This is a genomic window from Kastovskya adunca (assembly GCF_059505785.1).
Map to the genome: position 1 here is coordinate 174272 of NZ_JCACLG010000046.1, position 23989 is coordinate 198260.

The following is a 23989-nucleotide window of genomic DNA, read 5'->3' on the forward strand; positions in this document are numbered from 1 at the left end:
CAACTTGCCTTAAAGCCTATTTCTCCACGTTTCTAGAGCTTCAGATACCAGATCGTCTATATAACCGCCAACTTGTTTGCCTCCTTCATATAAGAAATACAATGTCGTGCGTCCTATCTCCATTTTGCCAATTCCTTTTGGAACATGACCGAATGCCCAATAAACATTCCACTCAGTATCAACATTACCTACTTGCATCCTACCAACAGCTTTTGTCTTACGCTTAGGAATGGGTAACCAGAGGAATAGTATAAGCTTTTTCGACTTTCTTTCAAAAACTAACTCTGCACATAACTTTGTCTTTCCTCTTCCATACTTTATACTCTTAGACTCCGTTATTTCTTGCATAAGGTTATCAAAGGCAAGTATCTGCTGTCGAATTTTGAGAATTCCTTCTTCCTCGCTAACTGTACACGAACCTAACCAATCTAGGAGTAATCTAGGAGGAGTTAGTACACCTTCATTAATATTATTAAAGTCTATCTCACGATAGGGAATTTCTATTGAATAAACTTGTTCTGTATCTATATTATTTAATTGCAAATAAAAATTATCCTTCTTAAAAACTCCTAAATGTAAAAAATCTAATTCAAGCTTGTTGTATTTACGATCTATCAAATTATGCTTATGAAAACTTGGTGCAACTGCCACTAGACGAACAGGTTTTTCATAATCCAATTGTTCCTTGAAGGGTTTTCCCTCTAGCAAGTTGTCATAATAACGAGTTAGTTGCTGAACAAGATAGCGATCTTCAGCATTTTTCAGCTCAATTACAACTAATTTCTGATTGTTATCAATTGCTAAAATGTCGCAGACTTCGCCTTTGACAGAGTATTGTCGCTTTAGGGGAACCAACCCTAGTAGCTGCTTCAAATTAGCCCAGACGAAATCTTCCAAAGCTGCTTCGCTTGAAAATTCCCATCCCGACCCTGTCTTCCTTAAGGCTGCACCACTCAGCATTATTATCTCCTTGTTTCAGCAAATAGCTACCTTACGACCAAGGCGCGATCGCACGGTTTAAGGTTAGTCTGTTTGTCGTTACAGTCACAATCGCCCCCTTCCTACATCTAGTTCGGGAGGCTGTAAACCCAACTTTAGCAGAGCATTGCGGAACTTATTTCCGATGCCGTTGGCACAACTAAAGAGCGTGAAGCGTAGCTATCCCGTAAGGAATCGCCACCCTACAATACGGCTTAGTCCGCCTATCATCCGAATGATGCCTTAAGAGCGATCGCCTTTGTAAAGCTCCAACACGATCGCTCCGCCATTCCAACAAGTTAACCTTGAGAACAGAGCAATCAGGAAGTTAGCAATGTCACGAGCAATTGACGCAACAGAAGTTGGTAACCACATTAGTGAATTGATCCAGCAGGTTGTTGAACAGCAGCAGCCTCTGATTATCGAATCTGAAGGGAAGCCTCAGGTTGTCATGCTTTCTATCGCTGAGTACGAGCGTTTGCTCTCAGCTAACAGAGTAGAAGTAGGGCAAACCCCTTTGGGCAGGAAACTCTCTCGAATTCGTCAGCAGATTGTTGCTACTGGTGAACCGCTTCTAGATTGGGATGAAGTCAATCGGGAAGTGGCTGAACGTCGAGGCGAAAACGGCTAGAACATTGCATGAAGCGTACTTTCATTGATAACGACTGAGAAACCCAGTAAACCCATGCATCGTGTAACGAAGATCAAGGTTATTTCGATCGCTCTAAACGAGTCCTGAAGTGCGATCGGAAGCACAATTGCCTTTGGCACTATCTAAAGAGCGATCGCTCTCCTTAACCATCAACCTGATTCGACTCCGGTAGGAATTCAGGATTCATCACTTGCTCTGGAGTGTAGGGACATTCTTCTGGAAAAACCTGTTCGCCCAACTGAGTCTCTCGAATCGCCAAAGCTAAGCCGAGTTCGTAAGCAGCGAGGAAAACCTCATTAAGATAGGACTTCAAACTAGGACTATCCTGCAAAAGTAATCTAATCTGAACCCGTTGTTCTCGAATTGTACCCAACCAACTATTGCTGCGTTTGTCAGGTTGAAATTGCCATTTCAGCAGGTGTCCTAACAATACTCCCAGCCGATTTCTCAGCTCTTGTCGCTCTTTCCTGCCCAACGATTCAATTTCCTCAATCAGGTTGAGTGTGTCTAATTGCTCCCACTGCTGAGCTTTGAGCAGAGTTACCTGCTCTTGAGTCCAGCCATAAAAATCTGTTTCATAGAGGTGAGATATATGCATTCTCATCAAATGATTTAGTAGAGAGAGTTTGAGAGAAAGAGCGATCGCCTAAAAAGGCAGGTACTCAACCACATTGAGCCATTCCTCAGGTTCTGAGGCGAGAGCAATCAGTTCCAAATCCTTGACAAACTGCCCAATCGTACCTCCTAACTGGTGTCCAAATATCAAACCCGCAAACGGTCGTTCCTGACGCTGCCAATCTTCAGCCAGTGCTTTAAAGCGGATATCCTGAGTGAACAAAACTCGACCCAGCGAACTAGTGCGTTCCAAAAGTGCCTCATCAGTTAACTCGGCTGAATTGTCTTCAATTGCAGTGAGAACGTCTACACCACGACGACGCAACTGATCCGTAATAGCTTGAGGTACATGAACATCCATATAGAGCGCGATCGCCACTTACAACAGCCCTCTTGCCTTCATCCGCACAAAGAATGGAGTTGGCGATGCTTGAGATTTTGCCTGTTGCGCTTGCTCCCATTCCAGGCGAATTTCATTGTCAATCTCATCTTGGCGATCGAAGTAATACACCATCGCCGCATGAGCTTCTGATAGCGTCAGGTAAGGATGCTGTCGGCACATTTCTTCAACTGACCAACCATAAGCCAAATAATCCATGACAATCTGAGCAACGCGCACACGCGGTATCCGTTGTAACCTTGCGGGTTGACCTTCTGCTTTCTCTATATGAGGATAAATTACTCCTGATGTCATGGCATTGGTTTTGAATCCCTACTGAAGCCTAGAATAACAAGTCTGTTGGGTATTCGCTTTCCTTAACTATTCACCTAATTACAAGTTCTTTAAGCATCACCCTTCCCAACTCCCGGAACTTTGCGATAAATCGCCGCAATATCGCACCGGAAATCTATACTATCGAAGTAAACTTTATCTCCTGTTTCATAAGTTTTAGAAACCCAACCTTCTGACTCAGACAAGCAAAAACACTCAACACTCATCTGAGATTGATTAATCAACACATATTCCCGTAAAGATGACAAAGTTTGATAATCAGCAAATTTTTCTCCTCTATCAAATGCTGCTGTTGAGGGAGATAGCACCTCAATAATTAAAGAGGGGTAGAGAATGAAATCTTCTGTAGAGTTTGTATCTCGCTCATCACAGGTGACAACAACATCTGGATAATAATAGCAGTTCGCTTCCTCAAGTCTGACTTTAATATCTGAGGTAAGAACAAGGCAAGGGCTATCATTGAAGTGATTACCCAAAAGTATTATTAAATTACTTGCAATAACAATATGAGGTTTCTTTGCCCCAACCATTGCATAGACATGTCCGCGTCTATACTCGTGTTTGATCGGGCTAACTAGTTCTCCCTCTAAGTAATCTTTTGGAGAGATGTAGAATTGGTTGTTGCTAACAGTCATTGAATCACCCCAGTGGGAAGAATATGTTCAATCGCTATTGGTCTAGCAATCCAGTCACATCTGGTACGGTGGATCTCGGCATTAATTTATAGATTGCCTCCTTCCCGCATTTAGTTTAGTAGGCTGTGACCTAACTTTAACAAGCATTGCGGCACTTAGTTTCAAATGCAGTTGGGATGACCAAAAAGCGATCGCACTCTAAACGAATTTACTCAGGCAATTCTCCAAAACGTTCTCGATAACGAGCCAATAGAGCCTCAGCTTGTTCTGCTCGCTCCTCGGCTTGCTTCCGAGCCGTAGCTTCTTCCTGAAGAGCCTCCACCAACTCCTCCGGAATCAACAACTTCTCGCCCGTATCCTCGCGGGTAAAACTAATCAGTTCCCCCTCCACAGCCAAGCGTAGCTGTAACGGTTCGCTCCGACTATCTGTAATCGGCTCATAGCTCTCTCCCCGGAGACGATAGCCCCGCAATCGTTCTTCTATCCACTCCCCTTTGGGGTCAAATAGCCAGTATTCCTGAACCTCTAATTGCTCGTACAAGGTTTTTTTGAAACTTATATCTTGCCCTTGCGTTCCTGCGGAAGTCATCTCAAAAATTACAACAGGTACTTGACCTTCTTCCCAGATTTTGTAATTGTCCCTTCCTCCAAGCTCAACATCAAAAATCACCATCACATCCGGAGCAACTCGCAACTTAGGAAAACCCTGAGCGTAGTACAGAAACTGATTACCTAAAACTGTTGCCTGACGACCCTTCAGATATTGCCTCAAAACTTCTAGAGTTGTCAGTAAGGCGTAGAGATGAACAAAAGTTTCTGCCACGGGTTCGCCGTCACTACTGGGGTATAAGAGTTGGGACTGTTTGGCTGCGGGAGTAATAGCTGTCATAGTTGCAGATTTTAGCGTTACTGTCTATTATGTCAGCCTCTAATTAGCTAGCCCTGTCAAGATGAGCTTAAGAAATTTACGTTATTGAGCGCGAAGCTTGTTAATAATCAATAGAGAATGACTGTATTAAAACAGCAATTTTTGTTTAGTCGGTTACGGCTTCGCCTAACTACGAAATTCTAAGACGCCACAAGAACAATCATGATTGAGGTGGCTAAGAAGAGGTCAAACGTTATTTGTTATGTCTGACAAAGAAAATCTCTACCAACAACTTCTACAACTGGATGGTCGCGGGTACAAAGCCTACAAAGCCATTCAAGGTCGCTACAATTTCCCAGAATTTACCCTAATTATCGCTCGTGTTCAGGGCGATACGTTCGCTTCTCCCAGTCATTTCCGGGTGCAGATGTCGCAGTTAGTTGCGGGTTTTCCTCCTCAGCTTTATCAAACCCACAGCCGGGAAATTGCGCTGCGAGATTACCTAACGCGGCAGTTTGCTCAGGTAGCCAGACAAACTAGCAGTCGTCGGGGAACGGGTAGGAGTGGGTTAATTGCCATTACCTCTGTGGGGCAAACGGTGCTGGAACGCACTGCATGTGGGGTGAATGGGGAATCTGTGGAAGTGCGATTTGTGGTGGGATTACCTGCGAGGGGGAGGCAAATTTTAGGGCGTCAGGCGGCAGAGATGCTGTGTGAAGATATCCCGGAAATTGTCGGGCGATCGCTAAAATACTCACAGCTTGACCCAATAGCGATTCAGCATCACGTTGAAACGGTTGAGGATGCAGACTGGCTGCGGCAGCAGTTAAGGTCACGGGGATTAGTGGCATTTATTCCCGATGGGGCAATCTTACCTCGCCGCAGTGGAGTGGACGATCGCCCGTTAGAAACAGATGCTGTACCGTTTGAGTCACCCGACTCCTTACGCGTGGAGTTTACCTGTCCCAATCGCGGTTTAGTTAGGGGGATGGGAGTACCAGCAGGAATTACCTTGATTGTTGGCGGTGGCTATCATGGTAAGTCAACCTTGCTCAGAGCAATTGAGTTAGGCGTTTATAGCCACATTCCCGGTGATGGGCGGGAGTTGGTGGTGACTGACGCGGCAACGATGAAGATTCGCGCCGAAGATGGACGCAGTATTGTCGGGGTGGATATCTCGCCGTTTATCAATCAGCTTCCCCAAGGTCGTTCTACTAGTAACTTTTCCACTCCTAATGCTAGTGGTAGCACCTCTCAGGCGGCAAATATTATTGAAGCGTTGGAAGCGGGAACTCAAGTATTGCTAGTGGATGAGGATACCGCCGCCACTAATTTTATGATTCGCGATCGCCGGATGCAACAACTCATCGCTAAGGACAAGGAACCAATTACCCCCTTCATTGACAAGGTGCGGCAGCTATACAAGGACTACGGGGTTTCCACCATCCTAGTCATGGGGGGGAGTGGCGATTACTTTGATGTTGCCGATACGGTAATCGCGATGGAGAATTTTCAATCCAGCGAGGTGACGGAAGATGCCAAAGCGATCGCCCAACAATATGCCACCCAACGCATCGCTGAAGGCGGGAAGCAGTTTGGGCAAATTACTCCCCGCGTGCCATTACCCGAAAGTATCGATCCGAGTCGGGGAAAGCGAGAGGTGAAGTTGAAAGTCCGGGATGTGGATCAGGTTGTCTTTGGCAGCGAAGATATCGATCTGTCGGCGGTGGAACAAGTTGCTGAGGCGGGACAATTACGGGCGATCGCGGAGGCGATTGTTTATGCCAAGCAGCAATACATCAACGGCAAGCGTACCCTACCAGAAGTTCTTGATCGCCTCATTGCAGATATCGATTCTGAGGGGTTAGATATCCTTACCCGCTTTCCTGAAGGAGATTTAGTGCGATTTCGTCGTTTTGAGTTTGCGGCTGCCCTCAACCGCCTTCGTACTCTCGAAGTTCGCTAACTCAGGGATTGTTGCAGTCAGGGCATGGCAGTGCTATGCCCTTATAAGTGGTGTTCTAAGCCAGAAAATACGTAAGTCCTGTTCGGATCGGCTCGGATGGGAACTCAAGTTTAAAGCGCGATCGCGTACTCACCTGGAGGATAATAAGCACATGATCGCGCTTAAGGGAGCAAAACCCGTGCAATCCAATCTCGAAGCCTTCTGGATGCCCTTTACTGCCAATCGGCAGTTCAAAGCAAAGCCCCGCTTGCTAGTTGCGGCGCAGGATATGCACTACACCACGGCGGATGGTCGGCAAATCCTGGATGGAACAGCGGGATTGTGGTGTGCCAATGCAGGGCATTGTCGCCCTCAAATTGTCGAGGCAATTCACAAACAAGCCGCGAATCTGGACTTTGCCCCGACGTTTCAGATGGGGCATCCAGGGCCGTTTGAGTTGGCAGAACGCTTGCTGCCCATGATGCCGGGGAATTTTGACCACGTCTTTTTTGCCAATTCTGGTTCGGAAGCGGTAGAGACAGCCTTAAAGATTGCGATCGCTTATCATCATGTTCGCGGTGAAGGCACGCGACAGCGACTGATTGGGCGAGAACGGGGCTATCACGGCGTCGGCTTTGGCGGCATTTCTGTGGGCGGGATTGCTAACAATCGCAAGTACTTCGGCAGTTTGTTGGCAGGCGTCGATCATCTTCCCCACACCCATAACTTAGAACACAACGCCTTTACTCGCGGACAACCGCAATGGGGGGCGCATCTTGCCGATGAGTTGGAACGCCTAGTTGCGTTGCACGATGCCTCAACCATTGCGGCGGTAATTGTCGAACCTGTAGCGGGTTCGACAGGGGTACTGATTCCCCCGGTAGGCTACCTAGAACGCCTGCGGGAAATTTGCGACAAGTACGGCATTTTGCTAATTTTCGATGAAGTCATCACCGGGTTTGGGCGTTTGGGAGCCAGCTTTGCCACAGAATACTTTGGGGTAATGCCGGATTTGGTGACAGTCGCTAAGGGTTTAACGAATGCGGCGGTGCCGATGGGGGCGGTATTTTGTCGGGAAGGGATTTATGACGCATTTATGAATGCCCCAGAAGGAGCAATTGAGCTATCCCACGGTTACACCTATTCTGGTCATCCCCTTGCTTGTGCGGCGGCAATAGCAACCCTCAACATTTACAAGGAAGAGGATTTGTTTGCTCGTGCTCGCGATTTATCTAGCTATTGGGAAGATGGTGTGCATTCTCTCAAAGGCTTACCCCACGTCATCGATCTTCGCAATCTTGGTTTAGTTGCGGGAATTGAACTAGAGGCGTTTCCTGGTAAACCGGGTTTCCGGGGTGCTGAATGTCTCCAGCGTTGCTACGACAATGGGCTACTGATCCGCACAACAGGGGATATCATTGCCCTCTCGCCACCGTTGATTGTCCAGAAAGAGCAAATTGACCAAATGTTTGAGATTCTGGCTGGGGTGTTACGGACGCTGAATTAAGTGCATCGGTTGCTTTCTTGAGAAGTTGTCTGCAATGTCCGAAATCTGTCAGGGCTGAGGCGATTTTTAACGAACCGCACTAAGCACCGGGGTAGTCAAACCTCAGCGCTTCATTATCCGCACAAACGTGTAGAGACGGTTGGTTTTATACTTGCCGCTGCGATCGCGTATCGAAATACAGTTACGTCCTTCGCTCATCGTAACCCCTGCTCCCGCAACAAAGCATCAGCCCAAGCCGCATCAGTTTCTGATAACGCTGGCACTGGTTCGCGGGTGTAATCTATCCGCATCTCGTAACCCGCTACGTCATACATGTTATTCAATAACGCCTGCAAATCTAGAACGGGTTCGACATCTTCTGACTTCAAAGGTAGGGAGAACTTAGGAATTGTATGTTGTAAGTTAAAAGCGTATAAATCGGCTATAGGACGGCGATCGCTCCGACAAACTAAAATCCGGTAATCGCTTTGAATCCCATTACTAAAAAATGGCATGGGCTTCCCACTTCGTAGGAGGTCGATCTCCAGTAAATGCGTCGAACTCCCCAAGACTTTCTGACGTTTTTTCTCATAGGCTTTGCGTCCTTCCCCAGAGCGTTTGTTGACGGGAGAGAGAATTTCTATTGCTGTTACGACTTCTTTTGTTTCCACCTCTCGGATTTCTAAATATCCCTGCTTGACCGTTTCCGGTATGGGAACTGTTACTTTCAAAGGTTGCGATGGCGGTGCAGCGACAGTAACATTTGTTTTGGGATTTGTTGCCGTTAGCGGGCGTTGTACCACCACGTCGGGAATACCGACAAGCAGCGAATCTTCTCCGCTGGTTTCATAAATTCGCACCTCAACTGCAACTATGTATTTAGGACGCAGTTGAGGAGCTAATGTTCTCAAAATCTCACTAATTAGCAAGTGATGTACTCCCGACCAAAAGTCAGGATGTTCTAAATAGGGATTCATTCCCGGAAATGGAGAAGGCATAATCATATCGCCTCAAGTCTTATCCATCTGGAGTTCTACTTCACATCGTAGCCAAACAAATTAGGGTCAACTTTGGAAGAAATTGCCCACACCACCTGACGCGGAGCGCGGATATTGATGTCTTTATCCACCACAATTACAAACTTGGTGTAAGTAAATTGGGGCAACGCACTCCAAAAAGCGAGGGCAGCACGACGGGCTTGTCCGGGATAGGCTTTGTCAATGGAGATAATTGCCGCTTTGTAGCTGAGGGCTTCCATGGGCAGGAAGAAGTCTACAATTTCTGGGACTTGTTGCCGCAGGATGGGGGTATAGATGCGGTTAAGGGCGATCGCGCACAAATGTTCCGTAGATTTTTTTACTTCATCAAAACTTGATAATTTCCTCAGTTAATATACTCAGTATTTAAAGATTAGATGAAGCTAAGTTTTGTGAATTGACAGTATTTATGCCAAATGGAGTATTGTACTGGGTATGAAATTCAAGTTTTAAATTTAGTAAGAGCGGGGACAAAATCCATTCTTACGCGGTTTTCGTAAATAACAGCTCTTAATAAGCGATTTAGTAAGCTAACAAGCTTGCTAAAAGCAATTTATTTTTTAGCGTCTTCAATTTTGAAGTACGTAAAGATCTGCTTTTATTTAGCGATTTCCTAATAAAAAACTGGATCTAATCAGTTTTCCTACAACTACATAAGTCATAAATCATGAAAGTTTTACCTAGGAATGTACCTCGTTCCCAGGCAATTGTTGCTGCGGAATCATCGACTAGTTTTGTATTCCAGAAAGTCAAGCCTTCAGACAACAAGCAACTGACTTTACTGACATCCTTTGCTGGAATTGTTGCCAAAGATTTGTTTCTGGGAACGCCAGCTTTAGGTGAACCCCAAGAGCATTTAGAGGCTGCCATTAGCTGGCTCAAGCAAGCCCACAATCTTAGCCCTGACGAGGGTGTGAGTTGGGGATATTCCCTTAAAGGTGGGTGGCGAGCCTCTTACCGCGAGACATCTGGCTATATTGCGGTGACGTTCTTTGATCTGGCGAAACAGTTGCAGGACGAGGATGCTTGGCAACGGGCAGTAATGGTTTGCAAATGGCTGTGCCAAATGCAAAATGCCGACGGCTCTTTTTCTGACCCCCGCTATGGTTCCGAGGGAATTGTGTTTGATACGGGTCAGGATTTGTTGGGGCTAGTCCGTGCTTATACGGAGACGCAAGATCCGTGTTTTCTAGAGGCAGCGGAGAGAGCGGGAGACTGGCTCGTTGAAGTTGCGGATGCCTCCGGACGGTGGACGCGTAACACGCATTTAGGCATTCCCCATGTCTACAACACCCGTGTTGCCTGGGCGTTGTTGCAGTTACACGCCATCAGCCCCAATGCAGAACGGGAGCGGGTAGCACGGACAAATTTGGACTGGGCATTGAGCCAGCAATGCAATGGATGGTTTGAGCAATGTGCCTTTACTACGGGGGCTGCTCCCTTTACCCATAACATTGTCTACGCGATTCGAGGTCTTTGGGAATCGGGCTTGCTGCTGAAAGAGCAGAAATATCTCGATGGAGCGATCGCGGGTGCTGAAGCAATGCTGGGACATCTGCGTTCTGATGGCTTCATTCCCGGTCAGATTGACCCCAGTGGCAAAGCTCAAGGGCGCTACTGCTGCCTAACTGGTAACTGCCAAATGGCGATCGTTTGGCTTCAGCTTTTTCAACACACAAAGGAGCAGCGTTATTACGATGCTGCCGCCGCTAGCCTCCGTTATGTGATGTCTTGCCAAGACATTCACACTACTAACGCCAACATCCGGGGCGGCATCAAAGGTTCGCAGCCTATTTGGGGCAGATACACGCGGTTGTCCTATCCCAACTGGGCAACCAAATTCTTTATTGACGGCATGTTAACGCTAATTAGGGCACTACCATGACTCAAGTACAAGTTTTAAATCGCCGGGTTGACTCTAGAACAAACGCCGATGCTGTTTTGGATGACAGGATTGAGCGGGTGCAAATTCTCAACAGCAGTTTTGACGAGATTACGACAAAAGAAACGGTGGATTGGGCAACTCGTTTAATCCTGTCCGGTCGTCGAGGATATATCTGCACTGTCAACGTTGCCATTTTAATGATGATGGCTTCTGATACCCGGCTACAACAGTTTGTCGATCAAGCCGCGTTGATTGTAGCGGATGGTCAACCACTCGTTTGGGCGTCGCGGTTACTTTCTCGCCCTTTACCGGAGCGGGTAACGGGTGTTGATTTGGTGGATGCTCTAGCCAAACGAGCTGAACAGAAGCAGTTTAAAGTCTACCTAATGGGCGCAACTCAAGAGGTGATCGAAGCAACTGCCACGAAGCTCAAGGCGAAGTATCCTCTGCTAAAAATCTGCGGCGTTGCCGATGGCTATTTCTCAGAAACGGAAGCGCCTGCACGGGTTCGGGCAATCCGCGAGAGTGGCGCACAAGTTCTCCTAGTAGGGATGGGAGTACCGAGACAGGAATACTTTCTGGATCAGTATTGGTCGGAGTTGGGGGTTAATCTGGCACTCGCCGTTGGTGGCAGTTTTGAAGTGATTACCGGGAGGAAGAAACGTGCGCCACGCTGGATGCAGAAAGTTGGGCTGGAGTGGTTTTACCGACTACTTCAGGAACCGCAACGCCTCTGGAAACGTTACCTAACGACTAATTCAGAGTTTATTTATCGGTTACTAGTAGAAATGCTCCGGACGAGTTTTAGAGATCATCGTCCGGAGCAAAGTCACCTGGCTTACAAAGACAGGTTTGCGAAAGTCAAGTCTTGAGTTGGGGAACTCAGACCAGTTGAGCGATCGCGGCTACGATCGCTCTCGATAAAAAGTAACATTTTTTTCTGGCAATAGTGATTTGAAGAGGTGGGCATTGCCCACTTTTTTGATCGCGGCTCTACACCGAGGCTGGGATGGGAAGGAGGGTTGGCAACCATTCGGCTCGTAATTTCGCGATCGCCTCTTGTTTAAGTTTGGCTTCAATCTCAATCCAAGGCGCATCGGTGTAGGCACTGGGCATAGTTGCAATCAAATCGCTATGATGTCTGTCTCCAAAGGATTCCCGCCCATTAGAAATATGCACTAACTGCCATTGGGGAACTGACCAGGTTGTCCGCGCCGCCGCCAGAATTTCTGCAATGCTGGGGTGTTCGTAACTATCTAAGGCTTCGTGAATAACGTGGTGGTGGGCATCAAAAACCATCGGCACCCCAGCTTCACGACAAATCGCTAAAATCTCATTGGCACTGTAGGCGTATTCGTCATTTTCCAGTGCTAGTCGGGTGCGAATGTTATCGGGTAGGTTGCGGATTACCTGAATGAGTTGTGCGGCGCGATCGCTTTTACCACCATGAATCTCGATAATTGCCCAAGGCGATCGCGGTAAGGCGAGTTTATCCATAATCATCGCCTGCATTTCTAATATTTTGATGCTATTGGCGACGACTTCTGGTTTATCGGAACTCAGGACAACAAACTGATCGGGATGCACAACCATACGCAAGGGAACTTGAGAAGCGCGATCGCCAGTATGCAATAACTCCTCATTCAGTTCCTCTAATACACTTCTTCCTAATTCGATATCTGCGAAGGGAAATAAGCCAGAAGGAATCCGATAAAGCTGAATATTATTGGCAACGCAAAAATCAATTGCCAGATTCAGGCGTCGTAGGTTATCAGCGTACAGTTCCCGTAGCATTTGGGCTTGCTGTATTTCGGTAAACTGCAACAACCGCTTTCGCGTCAAAGTGCGAAAGCGTACCTCTTTGGAGGTGGTGATGCAGACTAACCCCAAATGAGGTGTACTGCTGCTCGGACTCATATTGACCACGGGTTACTACAGTTTCATTGTGATCAAAGTCTCCCAGCACGGCACCCGCCGTGAGAGTGACTCTTTAAGGCTTTTAATTATTTGCGTCCATCATGAGTAGACCTCTTGCATAAGTCGAATAGACCCCCCTTAGTAAGGAGGGAGACTTGAAATCTTGCCCCCTCCCCTTACTAAGGGGAGGGTTGGGGAGGGGTCTGGTACATTTTTGCAAGAGGTCTAGTGACGCATTTTGGTTTAAGACCCCACCTATAGCGGGGATACAAATTACTGGCGTCAGTCCTGTCCATCTCAATTGAAGGTTACTGACTTGAGGGAAAAATAGTTGTTCTTGAGAAAAACCCAGTTTGGGGGGCTTCCCCCCAATCCCCCCAATCCCCCACGCTTGGGATGAGTGCCTCCCCCAGACCCCCTGCACAAGGTTTGATCGGTTGTGAGGAATTTTCTGGAGTCAGTGCCATTCCGATCTCAATTGAAAATATAGGGGTTCTCGTTTGCCTAGAGTACAGGTTTCTGACTGAGAGCTGCTGAAAAAAAAGGACAGCAGATTAATGTGCTGTCCTTCAAGGAATTAACCAATTAGAAGTGTTTTGAGACTAGGCGATCGCTGCCATTTTGATATCGTTGTTTGCCAGTAGCTCTTGCAGTTCCTCAGCATCAACGGTTTCTTTCTCAATCAGCATTACCGAGAGTTTGTCGAGGATGTGCTTGTTGCTGACCAACACATCTTTGGCGCGTAGATAGGCTTCATCGACGAGCTTGCGGACTTCGGCATCGATAGCAGACGCGGTGGTATCGGAGAAGTCGCGGTCAGAAGCAATTTCCCGACCCATGAACATGTTGCCGTTCTGCCGTCCGAGGGCAATCGGGCCAAGGCGATCGCTCATGCCAAAGCGAGTCACCATCTGACGAGCAACGCGGGTTACTTGCTGCAAGTCGTTAGAAGCACCAGTGGTGACTTCTTCTTCACCGAAGATGATTTCTTCTGCAAGGCGACCGCCCAAGGCAACTGCCATTTGATTTTGCAGGTAAGAGCGGGAGTACAAGCCAGAATCCATCCGGTCTTCGCTGGGTGTGAACCAAGTCAAACCACCTGCACGACCGCGAGGAATGATACTGATTTTCTGCACGGGGTCGTAGTCGGGCATCAAAGCACCCACCAAGGCGTGACCCGCTTCGTGGTATGCAACTAGGGTCTTGCGCTTCTCGCTCATCACCCGGTCTTTCTTCTCTGGCCCTGCCAACACGCGGTCGATGGCGTCGTTGACTTCGTCCATTGAAATTTCGGTGAGGTTACGACGGGCGGCTAGAATTGCCGCTTCGTTCAGCAAGTTAGCTAAGTCGGCTCCAGTAAAACCAGGGGTACGACGGGCGATTTTTTCCAAATCAACGTCTTTTGACAGGGTTTTACCGCGAGCGTGGACGTTGAGGATTTCACTACGTCCAGCATAATCAGGGCGATCGACGACCACTTGACGGTCAAAACGACCGGGACGCAGCAGGGCAGAATCCAAAACGTCGGGGCGGTTAGTAGCGGCAATAATGATGATGCCAGTATTGCCTTCAAAGCCGTCCATTTCCGTGAGCAACTGGTTGAGGGTTTGCTCGCGCTCGTCGTTACCGCCCCCTAAGCCAGCACCGCGCTGACGACCAACGGCGTCAATTTCATCGATAAATACGATACAGGGAGCATTGCTCTTGGCTTGCTCGAACAAGTCGCGCACGCGAGAAGCACCGACACCCACGAACATTTCCACGAATTCTGAGCCAGAGATGGAGAAAAACGGCACTCCTGCTTCTCCTGCAACAGCACGCGCTAGGAGGGTTTTACCTGTTCCCGGAGGGCCAACTAACAGTACACCCTTAGGAATCTTGGCACCAATTGCGGTGAAGCGGTCGGCGTTTTTCAGGAAGTCAACAACTTCGTTGAGTTCTAGCTTCGCTTGCTCGATTCCGGCAACATCCCCAAAGGTTACTTGAGTTTGTGGTTCCATTTGCACTCTGGCTTTGGACTTACCAAAGTTCATGGCTTGGGAGCCAGGGCCATTTTGGGCGCGTCGGAGGAGAAAGAACAATCCGACCAAAAGCAGCACGGGTAAGAAGAGGCTGCTTAAGGCTCTAAACCAGAAGCTGTCATCGCTCTGGGGTAGAACGGATATGTCAACATTGTTGGTACTCAGGATGTTGATCAGCTGCGGGTCGTTGGGCAGGTTAACAATGACCTGGGTACCGTCTTGAACCGTAGCGAGGGCTCTGCTGCGGTCAGCACTCAGCTTGACGTTTTCAACTCTGCCAGATTGAACTTCCTGAATCAGTTGGCTGTATTTCCAAGTCTCCCGACTTTGGGGCTGTTTGTCTAGAAATGCTGTTGCTAGTGCAACAACGACTATCGCTAGTAATGCGTATAGCCCAGCATTTCTCCACTTCTTATTATTCACTCTTTTCTCCTAACTTTAGGATGGGGATGTCCTAGGATGTTTCTTCTATTATTAACTAATGTTAACGTCTCTCAGGATGTATTGACACACTGTCGCTGGAGAGAAGTTAGTCCTCTTAATTTAATCTTACCTACAGGACTGGAACTGGGGGAAGCAGGGGAGGCAATAGAAGGATGCCCTCAACAAGAAAGGGGAAGGCGACGGATAGTAACGACAGTCAAGCTCTTTCGGCACTCAAAAGCATGAGATTAGCTTTCATCAGCAGCTTGCAGAACAGTCTCATATCACTTCATCGAAGTTGGGTTGTGATGCTTTGTAGAAGCCAGGTTTTGAGATCAACCATGGCAAAGCTCAGTGGAAGAAACGACTATAATTTTCTGCTTTATACAAACTCCGCAAAAATTCTAGACTCCCGTGCTGGGAGTTGTAGGTGAGGGGAGTGGTGGTTGTGATTACTGTATGGATGGGGATGACTTCTACGACGCTGTTTGTGTAGGCGATCGCTTCAAAGTTTCTCACCAACTCCCTATCCCAAACCTCCTCTTGCACAGGTTGATGATCATTGAGCCAGTTGATGATTTGCGATCGCGCCACTCCTGGTAAGATGCCTGCGGCTAAGGGTGGTGTCCACCAACTACCCTGCTGATAGCCCCAAAGATTACCCGTACTCGTCTCCACCCAATTTCCAGATTCATCGACTAAAATCGCTTCCGTCGCCCCTAGTTGCTGGGCTTTTTGCAGAGCCAGCCAAGCGGGTAAATAGTTTCCCGTCTTGTGTCCGGGAAGAGAACGAATAAATTCTGGTGCATCGCCTAGCCACGCCGTTATCCCTTGTTGCTGACGTTCGGCTAAGTTGGCGGGTAAGCCACGCCCTGTAATCCACTCGCGTCCGTCAGGAAACAGGGTAATTCTCAGCACTGGGTAAGACGCCAGCAAGTTTTCTGCCCCTTGTCGGACTCGTTCCCAATCAGGCAACTGCCAACCAAAAGTTTGTAAGCTGGAATAGAGGCGATCGCCATGGGCTGTCCAGTTCGTCAACGGATGCTCTAAAGACTGGTGATAGACACGCAGCGTTGTAAATACCGTGGCACCGTAAAGCAAGCCAGGGTCATTAAGTGCTAGTTCTAAACTATTACCTTGAAGAAGCTGACCATCATACCAAAACAACAATTTTGACACCCGCCTAATATCATCACCTGTTAAGTAATTCGCCGCCAGACATTGATGCTACCTTTACTCAGAATCAATCATTTGTAGGAAGTTTATCTGTCGTCAACTGTCTTAAATTAGTTCGTAGTGAGGGCTAAATTCCTCAAAATAAAGCCAACCCCCTGACTACAAATCTCTAATTATTGGCTTCGTCCTACTTCGCATCTTGTAATCTATCATCATTGCCAACTACACAGCTAATTTAAAAGAACTGTACTATGGGTTTCTATTCAAACGTTATTCTCCCCCGTTGCCTAGACTGGGCGATGTCAGATTCCACTCTTAGCCAGTATCGTGAAGAAGTCTTAGCTGAGGTATCTGGGGAAGTTTTAGAAATTGGCTTTGGAACCGGGTTGAATTTACCTCATTATCCCAAAACTGTTGAAAAAATCATCACGATTGATGCCAATCCTGGCATGAGCTCAATCGCCACAAAACGGATTCAATCTTCTTCAATACAGGTAGATAATCGCGTCCTGAATGGTGAGAATCTACCCATGGCTGACAACAGCTTTGATAGCGTGGTAAGCACCTGGACATTGTGCAGCATCGCCAAAGTAGAGCAGGCTCTTAAAGAAATTCATCGAGTGCTCAAGCCCGGTGGTAAGTTCTATTTCATTGAGCATGGACTGAGTAATGAACCCAAAATCCAGGTATGGCAAAACCGCTTAACCCCAATTCAAAAGGTAATAGCTGATGGTTGTCATCTCAATCGAAATATTAAGCAACTGGTGGAAAACAACTTAAAAATTGTCAAGTTAGAAGAGTTTTATGCTCCCATTGGTTCAAAAGTTGTGGGTTACATGTATAAAGGCGTTGCTACTAAAAATCTCTAATCCTAATTCTTGAGCAGCCGCTGTGACTCTAAATTAAATAACCATTTAAAATAAGTAGGGGGTAATAAATCAAAGTATTGGGTTCGGTGTAAATGTTTTTAAATTGATTCGTAGTCAAGGATTAGATTTTATGAATAGGGCTAAGAGACTGTTTCTAAAGTAATGCTAACTGGCTAGATTGCCTAACGATTGGATAGATCCCCCCTAGCCCCCCTTAAAAAGGGGGGAACAAAATCTCTTGAAAGTCCCCCGTGATATCAAAGGCGAAGCAACATCTAGCTTCCCCCTTTTTAAGGGGGACGGGAGGGGGATCTCCGAGGGGGATCTCCAGGAATTTACAATAAACCTTTAATTATTTACATGCCATACTTATTAGTAAAGGTCTGTAAATTAGATACAAAATAGCTGATCAGGAAACTCTCAGAATCTTTCGTTAAACTCAAAATTAACTGATTGTAACCCGTTCTAAGTTTCCCATCAATGAAATTTTCCCAGTATTTGCGGCAAGCAATGGGTAAGGCTTTACAGCAGGTTGACCCTTCTTCACTACGGGTGCGGTTGACTGTGGGAGTGGCGGCTGTCTCGGCTGTGGGATTAGGGGGGGTTGCTTTCTGGACAAGCTGGAAGATGCAGCAAATCTTGGTGGCGACTCATAAGCAAACTGTTGAATATATTGCCGATCGCTTCCCAACAGATGTAGAAATCTACAGCGATATGATGTCGTTGGAAAGTGGGGTGCCAAGGGCGATCGCTAATCTGACAAACGTTAATACATTATTGTGGGTGCGGCATCCAGATGGCAGGGTTGGGGCGCGATCGCTGAGGTTGAGCGCCGGGGCTGAAGCAACGCCGTTGCTATCTTTACCCCAAAAGCCCTTTCCGCCTCAAGTACAACTGCTCAACGGACGCTACTGGGTGCTATGTGCCACTCCCTTGCAAGTCGAGGGGGAAAATTTGGGAATGCTCTATGTTGCTCAGGATATTACTAACGATCAGGTGATGTTTTTTAGCCTGGTGCGAACGTTAGGGTTTGCTAGTTTGCTGGCGATTGCAGGAATGACGATCGCGATCGCCATTTATATTCAGCGATCGCTCCAACCCCTGCAACGCATGAGTCAACTCACAGAAAATATTTCCGCTGAAGATTTGGGAGAAGCGCGAATTCATCTGGATAATCCCCCTAGTGAAGTCAGAGAACTCGTCCAAACCTTCGACAAAATGCTGGTTCGCCTTTTTGAGGCTTGGGAACAGCAACGGCAATTTGTCAGCAACGTATCTCACGAATTACGCACGCCGCTGACGATCGTTTCTGGCTATTTGCAAAGCACTCTCCGCCGGGGAGACAACCTCCGAGAACCCCAGCGAGAAGCCCTGGAAATTGCTGCCTCTGAAGCCGAGCGTACCATCCACCTGTTAAAAGATTTACTCGATTTGGCACGGGCAGATAGTGGTCACAGGCACTTTCAACTAGAACCTGTGGTGCTAAATGACCTCGTTGAGGAAGTTGCCAGCATGGCAAGACAATATAGCGATCGCGTCATTAATGTGGCATCGACTATCCCAACCCTGTCATCCGTGAGCCAGATAATCACAGCCAAAGCCGACGCTCATCGCCTCAAACAAGTGCTGCTGAATCTAATTGATAATGCGGTGAAATATTCCCATCCCGATCATCCCGTAACCCTAAACTTAAAGGAGCAGGGTGAGTGGGCAATGATTCAAGTCTGCGATCAAGGTACGGGTATCCCCTTACCCCAACAAACGAGAATTTTTGAGCGTTTCTACCGTGTTGACGAAACCCGCGCCCGTTCTACAGGCGGCACAGGTTTGGGCTTATCAATTGTGAAAACCTTGGTGGAGGGAATGGGAGGAACAGTCAGCGTGCGATCGCAACTCGGAGAAGGTAGCACCTTTACCGTCACCTTACCGAATGCCGAATCAAAGTAAGGTTAGTTTCTGGAGACTTTGGTAACCTAGGGGTGCCAAGGGTTTTAGATGGGTTTAATAAAAATCCGCTCCTCCTGTGAAGGTGATCGCCCAGGGAAAAACAAGTATTGGAAGATCTCAGGCGGCTTGTTGAAGCGGTTTTTAACTGAAGTTTCTCCTTAAGCGTGTCTGCTGTTGCGGTGATGGGGAGAGGAACTAACTGTTTTCTCCCCAACCGGAAAATATGCGGTTAGATACCCATTAGATTAATAGCTGCTAATTGCATGGCCGTGTCGCGATCGCAAATGGCATCAATCTCCCCTTGTTGCTCAAAAGTCAACTGGTGGTAGACTTCCATAAATTCTTCATAGCTATAATCTTCCATCAAGGCGTAATATTCTCTCAAGCTCTGAGCCGTTAGTACGGCGATTTTGAGCCTAGCGATTGCTCTGCAAGTTGTCATCTATTGCTCCTCCTATCCCCAATCCAGGCGAGACACTGGCGCTACGAATGGGGAAACTTAGCACTTTGCATCCGCCTGTTCGCAGGCTCCAATACTCACCCAATTACTGGAACCATCGCTAGAATGTTCTTTTTTCCAGATGGGCGCATTGTGCTTGAGGGTATCAATCGCATACTTGCAGGCATCAAAGGCTTCAAGGCGATGGGGACAGCCGACAGCAACGAGCACGCTAATTTCTCCGATTTGCAAGCGTCCGATCCGATGATGAATGACAACGCGATTGACATCCTTCCAGGTAGAGCGAATCTCCGCCGCGATCGCTGCAAATACCTGCATTGCCATCGGTTCGTAAGCTTGGTATTCCAAGGCAACCACAGGCTTTCCTGCCGTTTGATTGCGTACCGTACCACTCATCACAACCACCGCTCCATTGGCTGGATCGTCTGCTAGTGTGTAAACTTCAGCGACAGATAGCGGTGCCAAGGTAATCGAGAGACTATCAGCGTTCGATGGTTGAATCGGTGCACAGAGCGGTGTCGTTAATCCTAAATTCATTGATTAGCGTTTTCTCTATTAAAGCGTCTAAGTGCTATTTTGTTCGATCTAACAGAACAAAACTAGGAGAGCAATGGAGGAAAGAGAGTTTAGTGACAACTCCCGACGCTGATACTACGCATACAGCGTGGGCTTCTCAAGATTGCTCCTGAGAGTTTCCTGCTTCACTCGGTCTTGTCTAGGCAATGCCCCCGACAGCCCCCGTCCACAGGCAATTTCATCCACGATGAGTCCCACCGCAGAAAGTCCACGATTTCGTATCACTTGAGCACTAGCAATATCTCTGGGCTTAGTTGACCCACAATCAGGACAATAATGAACCCGAACACTCAAATCCTTTTTGACGACAGCACCGCAGTCAGGGCATTCCTGGCTAGTCCCCTTCGGGTCAACCTTTCCATAGTAGACATCCCGCTTCCAGCACACCCAAGGCAATATCTGATTAACGAATTGCCCCAAACCAGCATCAAGGGTATGTTTACCCAACATCCCTTTAGCCATAATGCGGAAGTCGAGAGCTTCAACAAATATCATCCCAGCTTGATCACAAAGATGATGTGCCAATTGAAAGTGAAAATTGCGTCTACATTCACCGAGCTTTTCGTGCAACCTGCCAATCTTCTGATTCAGTTTGCGACGGTTGGACGAGCCTTTTTGCTTATTATTTAATCGGCGTTGCAGCAATTTCAGCTGGCGGTGCAATTGATTGAAAAAGCGAGGACGTTTTACCTGTTCGCCATCAGAGGTAGACAGAAAATACTCCAGCCCGACATCAACTCCAACAGCATGACCTTGCGGCATAGAATCAGGGACACTGACATCCATCTGCACAGCAAGAGCAACATACCATCCCGAAGCCTTGCGAAGGAGCCGTGCTGTTTTCAGGGTAAACCCATCGGGGATGGGGCGATGCAGGTTGATAGCAACTTTGCCAATCTTGGGCAGATTGATTTCATTCCCCTCAATGGCATCATTGCCAATCTGAGGAAACAAAAACGATTTGAATTGCCCAAACTTTTTGAATCTAGGAAAACCGTGTCCACGTTGCTTCATAGCGGCAAAAGCAGTATCAACCCTACCAATGACATCTTGAAGTACTTGCGAGTGAACGGCTTTCAATCCCAGATTCGTTTTCTTGGCTTCAGTCATTGTTTGTCTTAGCCGCACCGAGCGGCACGACTCACGCGGAGAGTCCATGTATCCCGACGCTCACCTTTCATGTAGAGCGCGGGGATTATAGCTCCCCGAACCCCTCGTTAGCTAAGAAAATTAGTGCTGAAATACACGAAATGAAATCTCGCTCTTACAGTGGAAGAAGAGCGTCGTCTCTAACTAAAGACGTAGATGTTCAAAAACTGAAGCAGCGAATGAACAAATGTGGGTTTAGTCGATCGCTGCAACGACAATTCACCAGCCTACAGCATTGTACCTATGCGAACTAGCGAGCAAATCCGATTAGAAATTAAAGAGACTTTAGGTTTTGTCCCTCCTTTCTTCGACCCCGCGCAGCCTAGCCCACAAGTACTAGACCATCTTTGGCAACAAACTTTAAGTGGCTATATCAACAATCCTCTACCGGGGCTATTCAAGGAAAAGCTCTCTGCCTATCTCTCGCGCTACTGTGCCGTTCCTTACTGCATGATTTGTCACAGTTGCTCCTTATACCCTTATGGGGTCAAGGCACAGGAGGTATTGCAATTACTAGAATCGCCTCCTCCCTTGGCAGACGAACTTGACGAGCACCTAAGCCGACTCGCTACCTACCCAGAAAAGGTAACAGTCTTGCCACAAAATTCGGAGCTGGAACAAAGCCTCCTCTATTGTTCCATCTATGTTGCCTTAGAACGGGAGCAAGCTGATTACTGCCGTAGCGAGCTACAGCGTCTTCTAGGCACTGAGATCTATCAGTACCTGGTGATGTTTATCGCCTACATCAAAACTTGCCATGTGTGGATGGAGGCTCACCCAGAAGTCACCTATGAAACAGACAGGAGAGTACTGGATTATCTCAATTGCTTGCTTGAGGAAGAACCAGGTTTAGGCGAGTTCTTTGACAACTATCGAGAAAGAGTAAAGCGCGAACAGCAAAACTGGACGGAACGACTGGCGGTGATTGCCGAGCGAAAGCGGAATGAAGAGGCACTACGGAAAGCCGCCATTGAGAATCGGCGTCTGGCAAAGGCGATCGCTTCCGTTTCCGATGGGGTACTGATTACCGACCCCCATCAACCGGATAATCCCATTATTTATCTCAATCCCGCATTTTCCCGGATTACGGGCTACGAAGCTCACGAAGTCCTCGGTCGCAACTGCCGTTTTTTGCAAAGCCCCGCCACCGATCCCGAGGCGATCGCCAAAATGCGCCAAGCGATTAAGCAACATCAAAAAATTAAACTCACCTTACTCAACCAGCGCAAAAATGGTCAGCATTTCTGGAATGAGCTAAGACTCTCGCCCGTGTTTTCCGAGGAAGGCGATTTACTTTATTTTGTCGGCATTCAGACAGATATCACCGAGCGCCAGCAAGCAGAAGCTGAATTACAGTTACAAGGTCGGCGATCGCAATTATTTGCCGATGTCACTCTCAAAATTCGCCAATCTCTACAACTCGAAGACATTCTCCAAACGGCTGTCATTGAGGTGCAAAAAGTTCTCCAGGCAGACCGAGCCCTAGTTTATCGCCTGTGGCCCAATGGTACAGGCAGTGTAGTGACTGAAGCCGTGGGGCAGGGTTTGCCGAGCATTTTAGGACAAAGCTTCAGTGCAGAAGTCTTTCCCAAAGAATACCGACAGCTTTACAACCACGGACGCCTTCGGGTAATTGAAGATGTAAAAAAGGGAAAGATTGCACCTTGTCTAGTGGACTTTTTGCGGCAGTGGAAAGTGAAGGCAAAAGTAGTTGTGCCAATTCTTCTCAAGGAAGAACTTTGGGGATTACTGATAGTCCATCAATGCAGTGAACCTAAACAATGGGTGGCGGCAGATGTTGAACTGCTGCAACAACTCGCCGATCAAATCGGAATTGCCCTAGCCCAAGCCCAGCTTTTGGAACGAGAAACCCGCACCTCCCAAGAGCTTGCCCAGTCGAATGCAGAACTGCAACAGTTTGCCGCCGTTGCTTCTCACGATTTGCAGGAGCCACTGCGGAAGGTGCAGGCATTCGGCAATCGACTGCAATCAACCTGCGGCGAGGCGCTGACAGAGCAGGGGCAGGACTACCTAGAGCGGATGCAAAATGCCGCCCAACGGATGCAGGTGCTGATCGATGACTTGTTAGCCTTGTCGCGAGTCACTAGCAAGGCGCAGCCATTTGTGAGTGTCGATCTCGCTACAGTGACCAAGGAAGTCTTATCGGATTTGGAAGTGCGTCTCCAGCAAACGGGAGGACGCGTGGAGTTGGGTGAGCTGCCGACGATCCAAGCTGACCCCCTGCAAATGCGTCAATTGTTGCAAAATTTAATTAGCAACGCGCTAAAATTTCAGCGATCTGGGGAACCACCTGTTGTCAAAATTGATTGTAGACCTATTAACAATCAAGAACAGCCAGCTAGTGAAGGGATAGGAGGCGTTAAAGTTTGGCAAATTACGGTTCAAGACAATGGTATTGGATTTGATGAGAAGTATTTGAACCGAATTTTTAATGTTTTTCAGCGCCTGCATAGCCGCAGTGAGTACGAGGGAACAGGCATAGGTCTAACAATCTGCCGTAAAATTGCAGAGCGTCATGGTGGGAGCATCACTGCACAAAGCACACCCGGTCAGGGGGCAAAATTTATTGTTACCCTACCAAGTCAACCAGCATAAG

The 23989-nt window shown here is 47.6% G+C and carries 21 protein-coding genes and 1 pseudogene; 8 read left to right on the forward strand and 14 right to left on the reverse strand.

The window, feature by feature from the left end; genetic code table 11:
- Nucleotides 1-9: 9 nt before the first annotated feature.
- Nucleotides 10-960 (reverse strand): endonuclease NucS domain-containing protein, encoded by a 951-nt coding sequence (locus AC5JR3_RS17765; RefSeq protein WP_495847882.1) that lies wholly within the window; start codon nt 958-960, stop codon nt 10-12.
- A gap of 352 nt (nt 961-1312) precedes the next feature.
- Here AC5JR3_RS17765 and AC5JR3_RS17770 point away from each other — a divergent pair, with 352 nt between their 5' ends.
- Nucleotides 1313-1609 (forward strand): type II toxin-antitoxin system Phd/YefM family antitoxin, encoded by a 297-nt coding sequence (locus AC5JR3_RS17770; RefSeq protein ID WP_495847883.1) that lies wholly within the window; start codon nt 1313-1315, stop codon nt 1607-1609.
- A gap of 163 nt (nt 1610-1772) precedes the next feature.
- Here the strand turns inward: AC5JR3_RS17770 and AC5JR3_RS17775 are convergent, their stop codons facing one another.
- The 5 genes from AC5JR3_RS17775 to AC5JR3_RS17795 all read right to left on the reverse strand — a co-directional run bounded on the left by AC5JR3_RS17775 (nt 1773) and on the right by AC5JR3_RS17795 (nt 4502).
- Complete coding sequence (locus AC5JR3_RS17775) at nt 1773-2228, reverse strand: DUF29 domain-containing protein (protein ID WP_495847884.1); 456 nt, start codon at nt 2226-2228, stop codon at nt 1773-1775.
- 48 nt (nt 2229-2276) lie between these two features.
- Entirely contained in the window at nt 2277-2624 is a 348-nt protein-coding gene (locus AC5JR3_RS17780) for a DUF5615 family PIN-like protein (RefSeq protein ID WP_495847885.1), read from the reverse strand.
- Nucleotides 2625-2939: a DUF433 domain-containing protein gene (locus AC5JR3_RS17785; RefSeq protein ID WP_495847886.1), complete on the reverse strand. Its 315-nt coding sequence runs from the start codon at nt 2937-2939 to the stop codon at nt 2625-2627.
- A gap of 89 nt (nt 2940-3028) precedes the next feature.
- The gene (locus AC5JR3_RS17790; RefSeq protein WP_495847887.1) at nt 3029-3613 is read right to left on the reverse strand and encodes a Uma2 family endonuclease; all 585 of its coding nucleotides are present in this window, start codon (nt 3611-3613) and stop codon (nt 3029-3031) included.
- A gap of 208 nt (nt 3614-3821) precedes the next feature.
- On the reverse strand, nt 3822-4502 hold the full coding sequence (locus AC5JR3_RS17795) for a Uma2 family endonuclease (protein WP_495847888.1): 681 nt from the start codon (nt 4500-4502) through the stop codon (nt 3822-3824).
- Nucleotides 4503-4743: 241 nt separating this feature from the next.
- On the opposite strand from AC5JR3_RS17795, the gene AC5JR3_RS17800 reads away from it, so the two are divergent.
- Both AC5JR3_RS17800 and aptA read left to right on the forward strand, forming a co-directional pair.
- Complete coding sequence (locus tag AC5JR3_RS17800) at nt 4744-6447, forward strand: ABC-ATPase domain-containing protein (RefSeq protein WP_495847889.1); 1704 nt, start codon at nt 4744-4746, stop codon at nt 6445-6447.
- Nucleotides 6448-6598: 151 nt separating this feature from the next.
- Nucleotides 6599-7933, forward strand: a complete 1335-nt coding sequence (gene aptA, locus AC5JR3_RS17805) for an omega-aminotransferase AptA (protein ID WP_495847890.1) — start codon at nt 6599-6601, stop codon at nt 7931-7933.
- 194 nt (nt 7934-8127) lie between these two features.
- Here aptA and AC5JR3_RS17810 read toward each other — a convergent pair whose 3' ends face one another.
- On the reverse strand, nt 8128-8910 hold the full coding sequence (locus AC5JR3_RS17810; RefSeq protein WP_495847891.1) for a DUF4058 family protein: 783 nt from the start codon (nt 8908-8910) through the stop codon (nt 8128-8130).
- A gap of 62 nt (nt 8911-8972) precedes the next feature.
- Nucleotides 8973-9251 (reverse strand): annotated as a pseudogene (locus AC5JR3_RS17815) (UbiD family decarboxylase); the annotation flags it as partial.
- 365 nt (nt 9252-9616) lie between these two features.
- On the opposite strand from AC5JR3_RS17815, the gene AC5JR3_RS17820 reads away from it, so the two are divergent.
- On the forward strand, nt 9617-10834 hold the full coding sequence (locus AC5JR3_RS17820; protein WP_495847892.1) for a hypothetical protein: 1218 nt from the start codon (nt 9617-9619) through the stop codon (nt 10832-10834).
- On the forward strand, nt 10831-11706 hold the full coding sequence (locus tag AC5JR3_RS17825; RefSeq protein ID WP_495847893.1) for a WecB/TagA/CpsF family glycosyltransferase: 876 nt from the start codon (nt 10831-10833) through the stop codon (nt 11704-11706). The genes AC5JR3_RS17820 and AC5JR3_RS17825 overlap by 4 nt, the downstream gene beginning before the upstream one ends.
- A gap of 121 nt (nt 11707-11827) precedes the next feature.
- On the opposite strand, the gene uvsE is transcribed toward AC5JR3_RS17825, so the two are convergent.
- From uvsE to AC5JR3_RS17840, 3 genes are all read right to left on the reverse strand, one after another.
- Nucleotides 11828-12751, reverse strand: a complete 924-nt coding sequence (uvsE, locus tag AC5JR3_RS17830) for a UV DNA damage repair endonuclease UvsE (RefSeq protein ID WP_495847894.1) — start codon at nt 12749-12751, stop codon at nt 11828-11830.
- Between the two features lie 602 nt (nt 12752-13353).
- Entirely contained in the window at nt 13354-15195 is a 1842-nt protein-coding gene (gene ftsH3 / locus AC5JR3_RS17835) for an ATP-dependent zinc metalloprotease FtsH3 (RefSeq protein ID WP_495847895.1), read from the reverse strand.
- 351 nt (nt 15196-15546) lie between these two features.
- On the reverse strand, nt 15547-16374 hold the full coding sequence (locus AC5JR3_RS17840; protein ID WP_495847896.1) for an aminotransferase class IV: 828 nt from the start codon (nt 16372-16374) through the stop codon (nt 15547-15549).
- A 248-nt stretch (nt 16375-16622) separates the two neighbouring features.
- Between AC5JR3_RS17840 and AC5JR3_RS17845 the strand changes: the two genes are divergently transcribed.
- Complete coding sequence (locus tag AC5JR3_RS17845) at nt 16623-17240, forward strand: class I SAM-dependent methyltransferase (RefSeq protein ID WP_495847897.1); 618 nt, start codon at nt 16623-16625, stop codon at nt 17238-17240.
- Nucleotides 17241-17720: 480 nt separating this feature from the next.
- Nucleotides 17721-19187, forward strand: a complete 1467-nt coding sequence (locus AC5JR3_RS17850; protein WP_495847898.1) for a sensor histidine kinase — start codon at nt 17721-17723, stop codon at nt 19185-19187.
- 229 nt (nt 19188-19416) lie between these two features.
- Here the strand turns inward: AC5JR3_RS17850 and AC5JR3_RS17855 are convergent, their stop codons facing one another.
- The 3 genes from AC5JR3_RS17855 to AC5JR3_RS17865 form a co-directional block, all read right to left on the reverse strand.
- Nucleotides 19417-19629 carry a hypothetical protein gene (locus tag AC5JR3_RS17855; protein WP_495847899.1) on the reverse strand — a complete coding sequence of 71 codons (213 nt, stop codon included), beginning with the start codon at nt 19627-19629 and terminating at the stop codon, nt 19417-19419.
- 57 nt (nt 19630-19686) lie between these two features.
- On the reverse strand, nt 19687-20184 hold the full coding sequence (locus tag AC5JR3_RS17860) for a molybdenum cofactor biosynthesis protein MoaE (protein WP_495847900.1): 498 nt from the start codon (nt 20182-20184) through the stop codon (nt 19687-19689).
- A gap of 114 nt (nt 20185-20298) precedes the next feature.
- Nucleotides 20299-21333: an RNA-guided endonuclease InsQ/TnpB family protein gene (locus AC5JR3_RS17865; protein ID WP_495847901.1), complete on the reverse strand. Its 1035-nt coding sequence runs from the start codon at nt 21331-21333 to the stop codon at nt 20299-20301.
- 282 nt (nt 21334-21615) lie between these two features.
- Here AC5JR3_RS17865 and AC5JR3_RS17870 point away from each other — a divergent pair, with 282 nt between their 5' ends.
- Entirely contained in the window at nt 21616-23988 is a 2373-nt protein-coding gene (locus AC5JR3_RS17870) for a sensor histidine kinase (RefSeq protein ID WP_495847902.1), read from the forward strand.
- The last annotated feature ends 1 nt before the right edge of the window (nt 23989 follow it).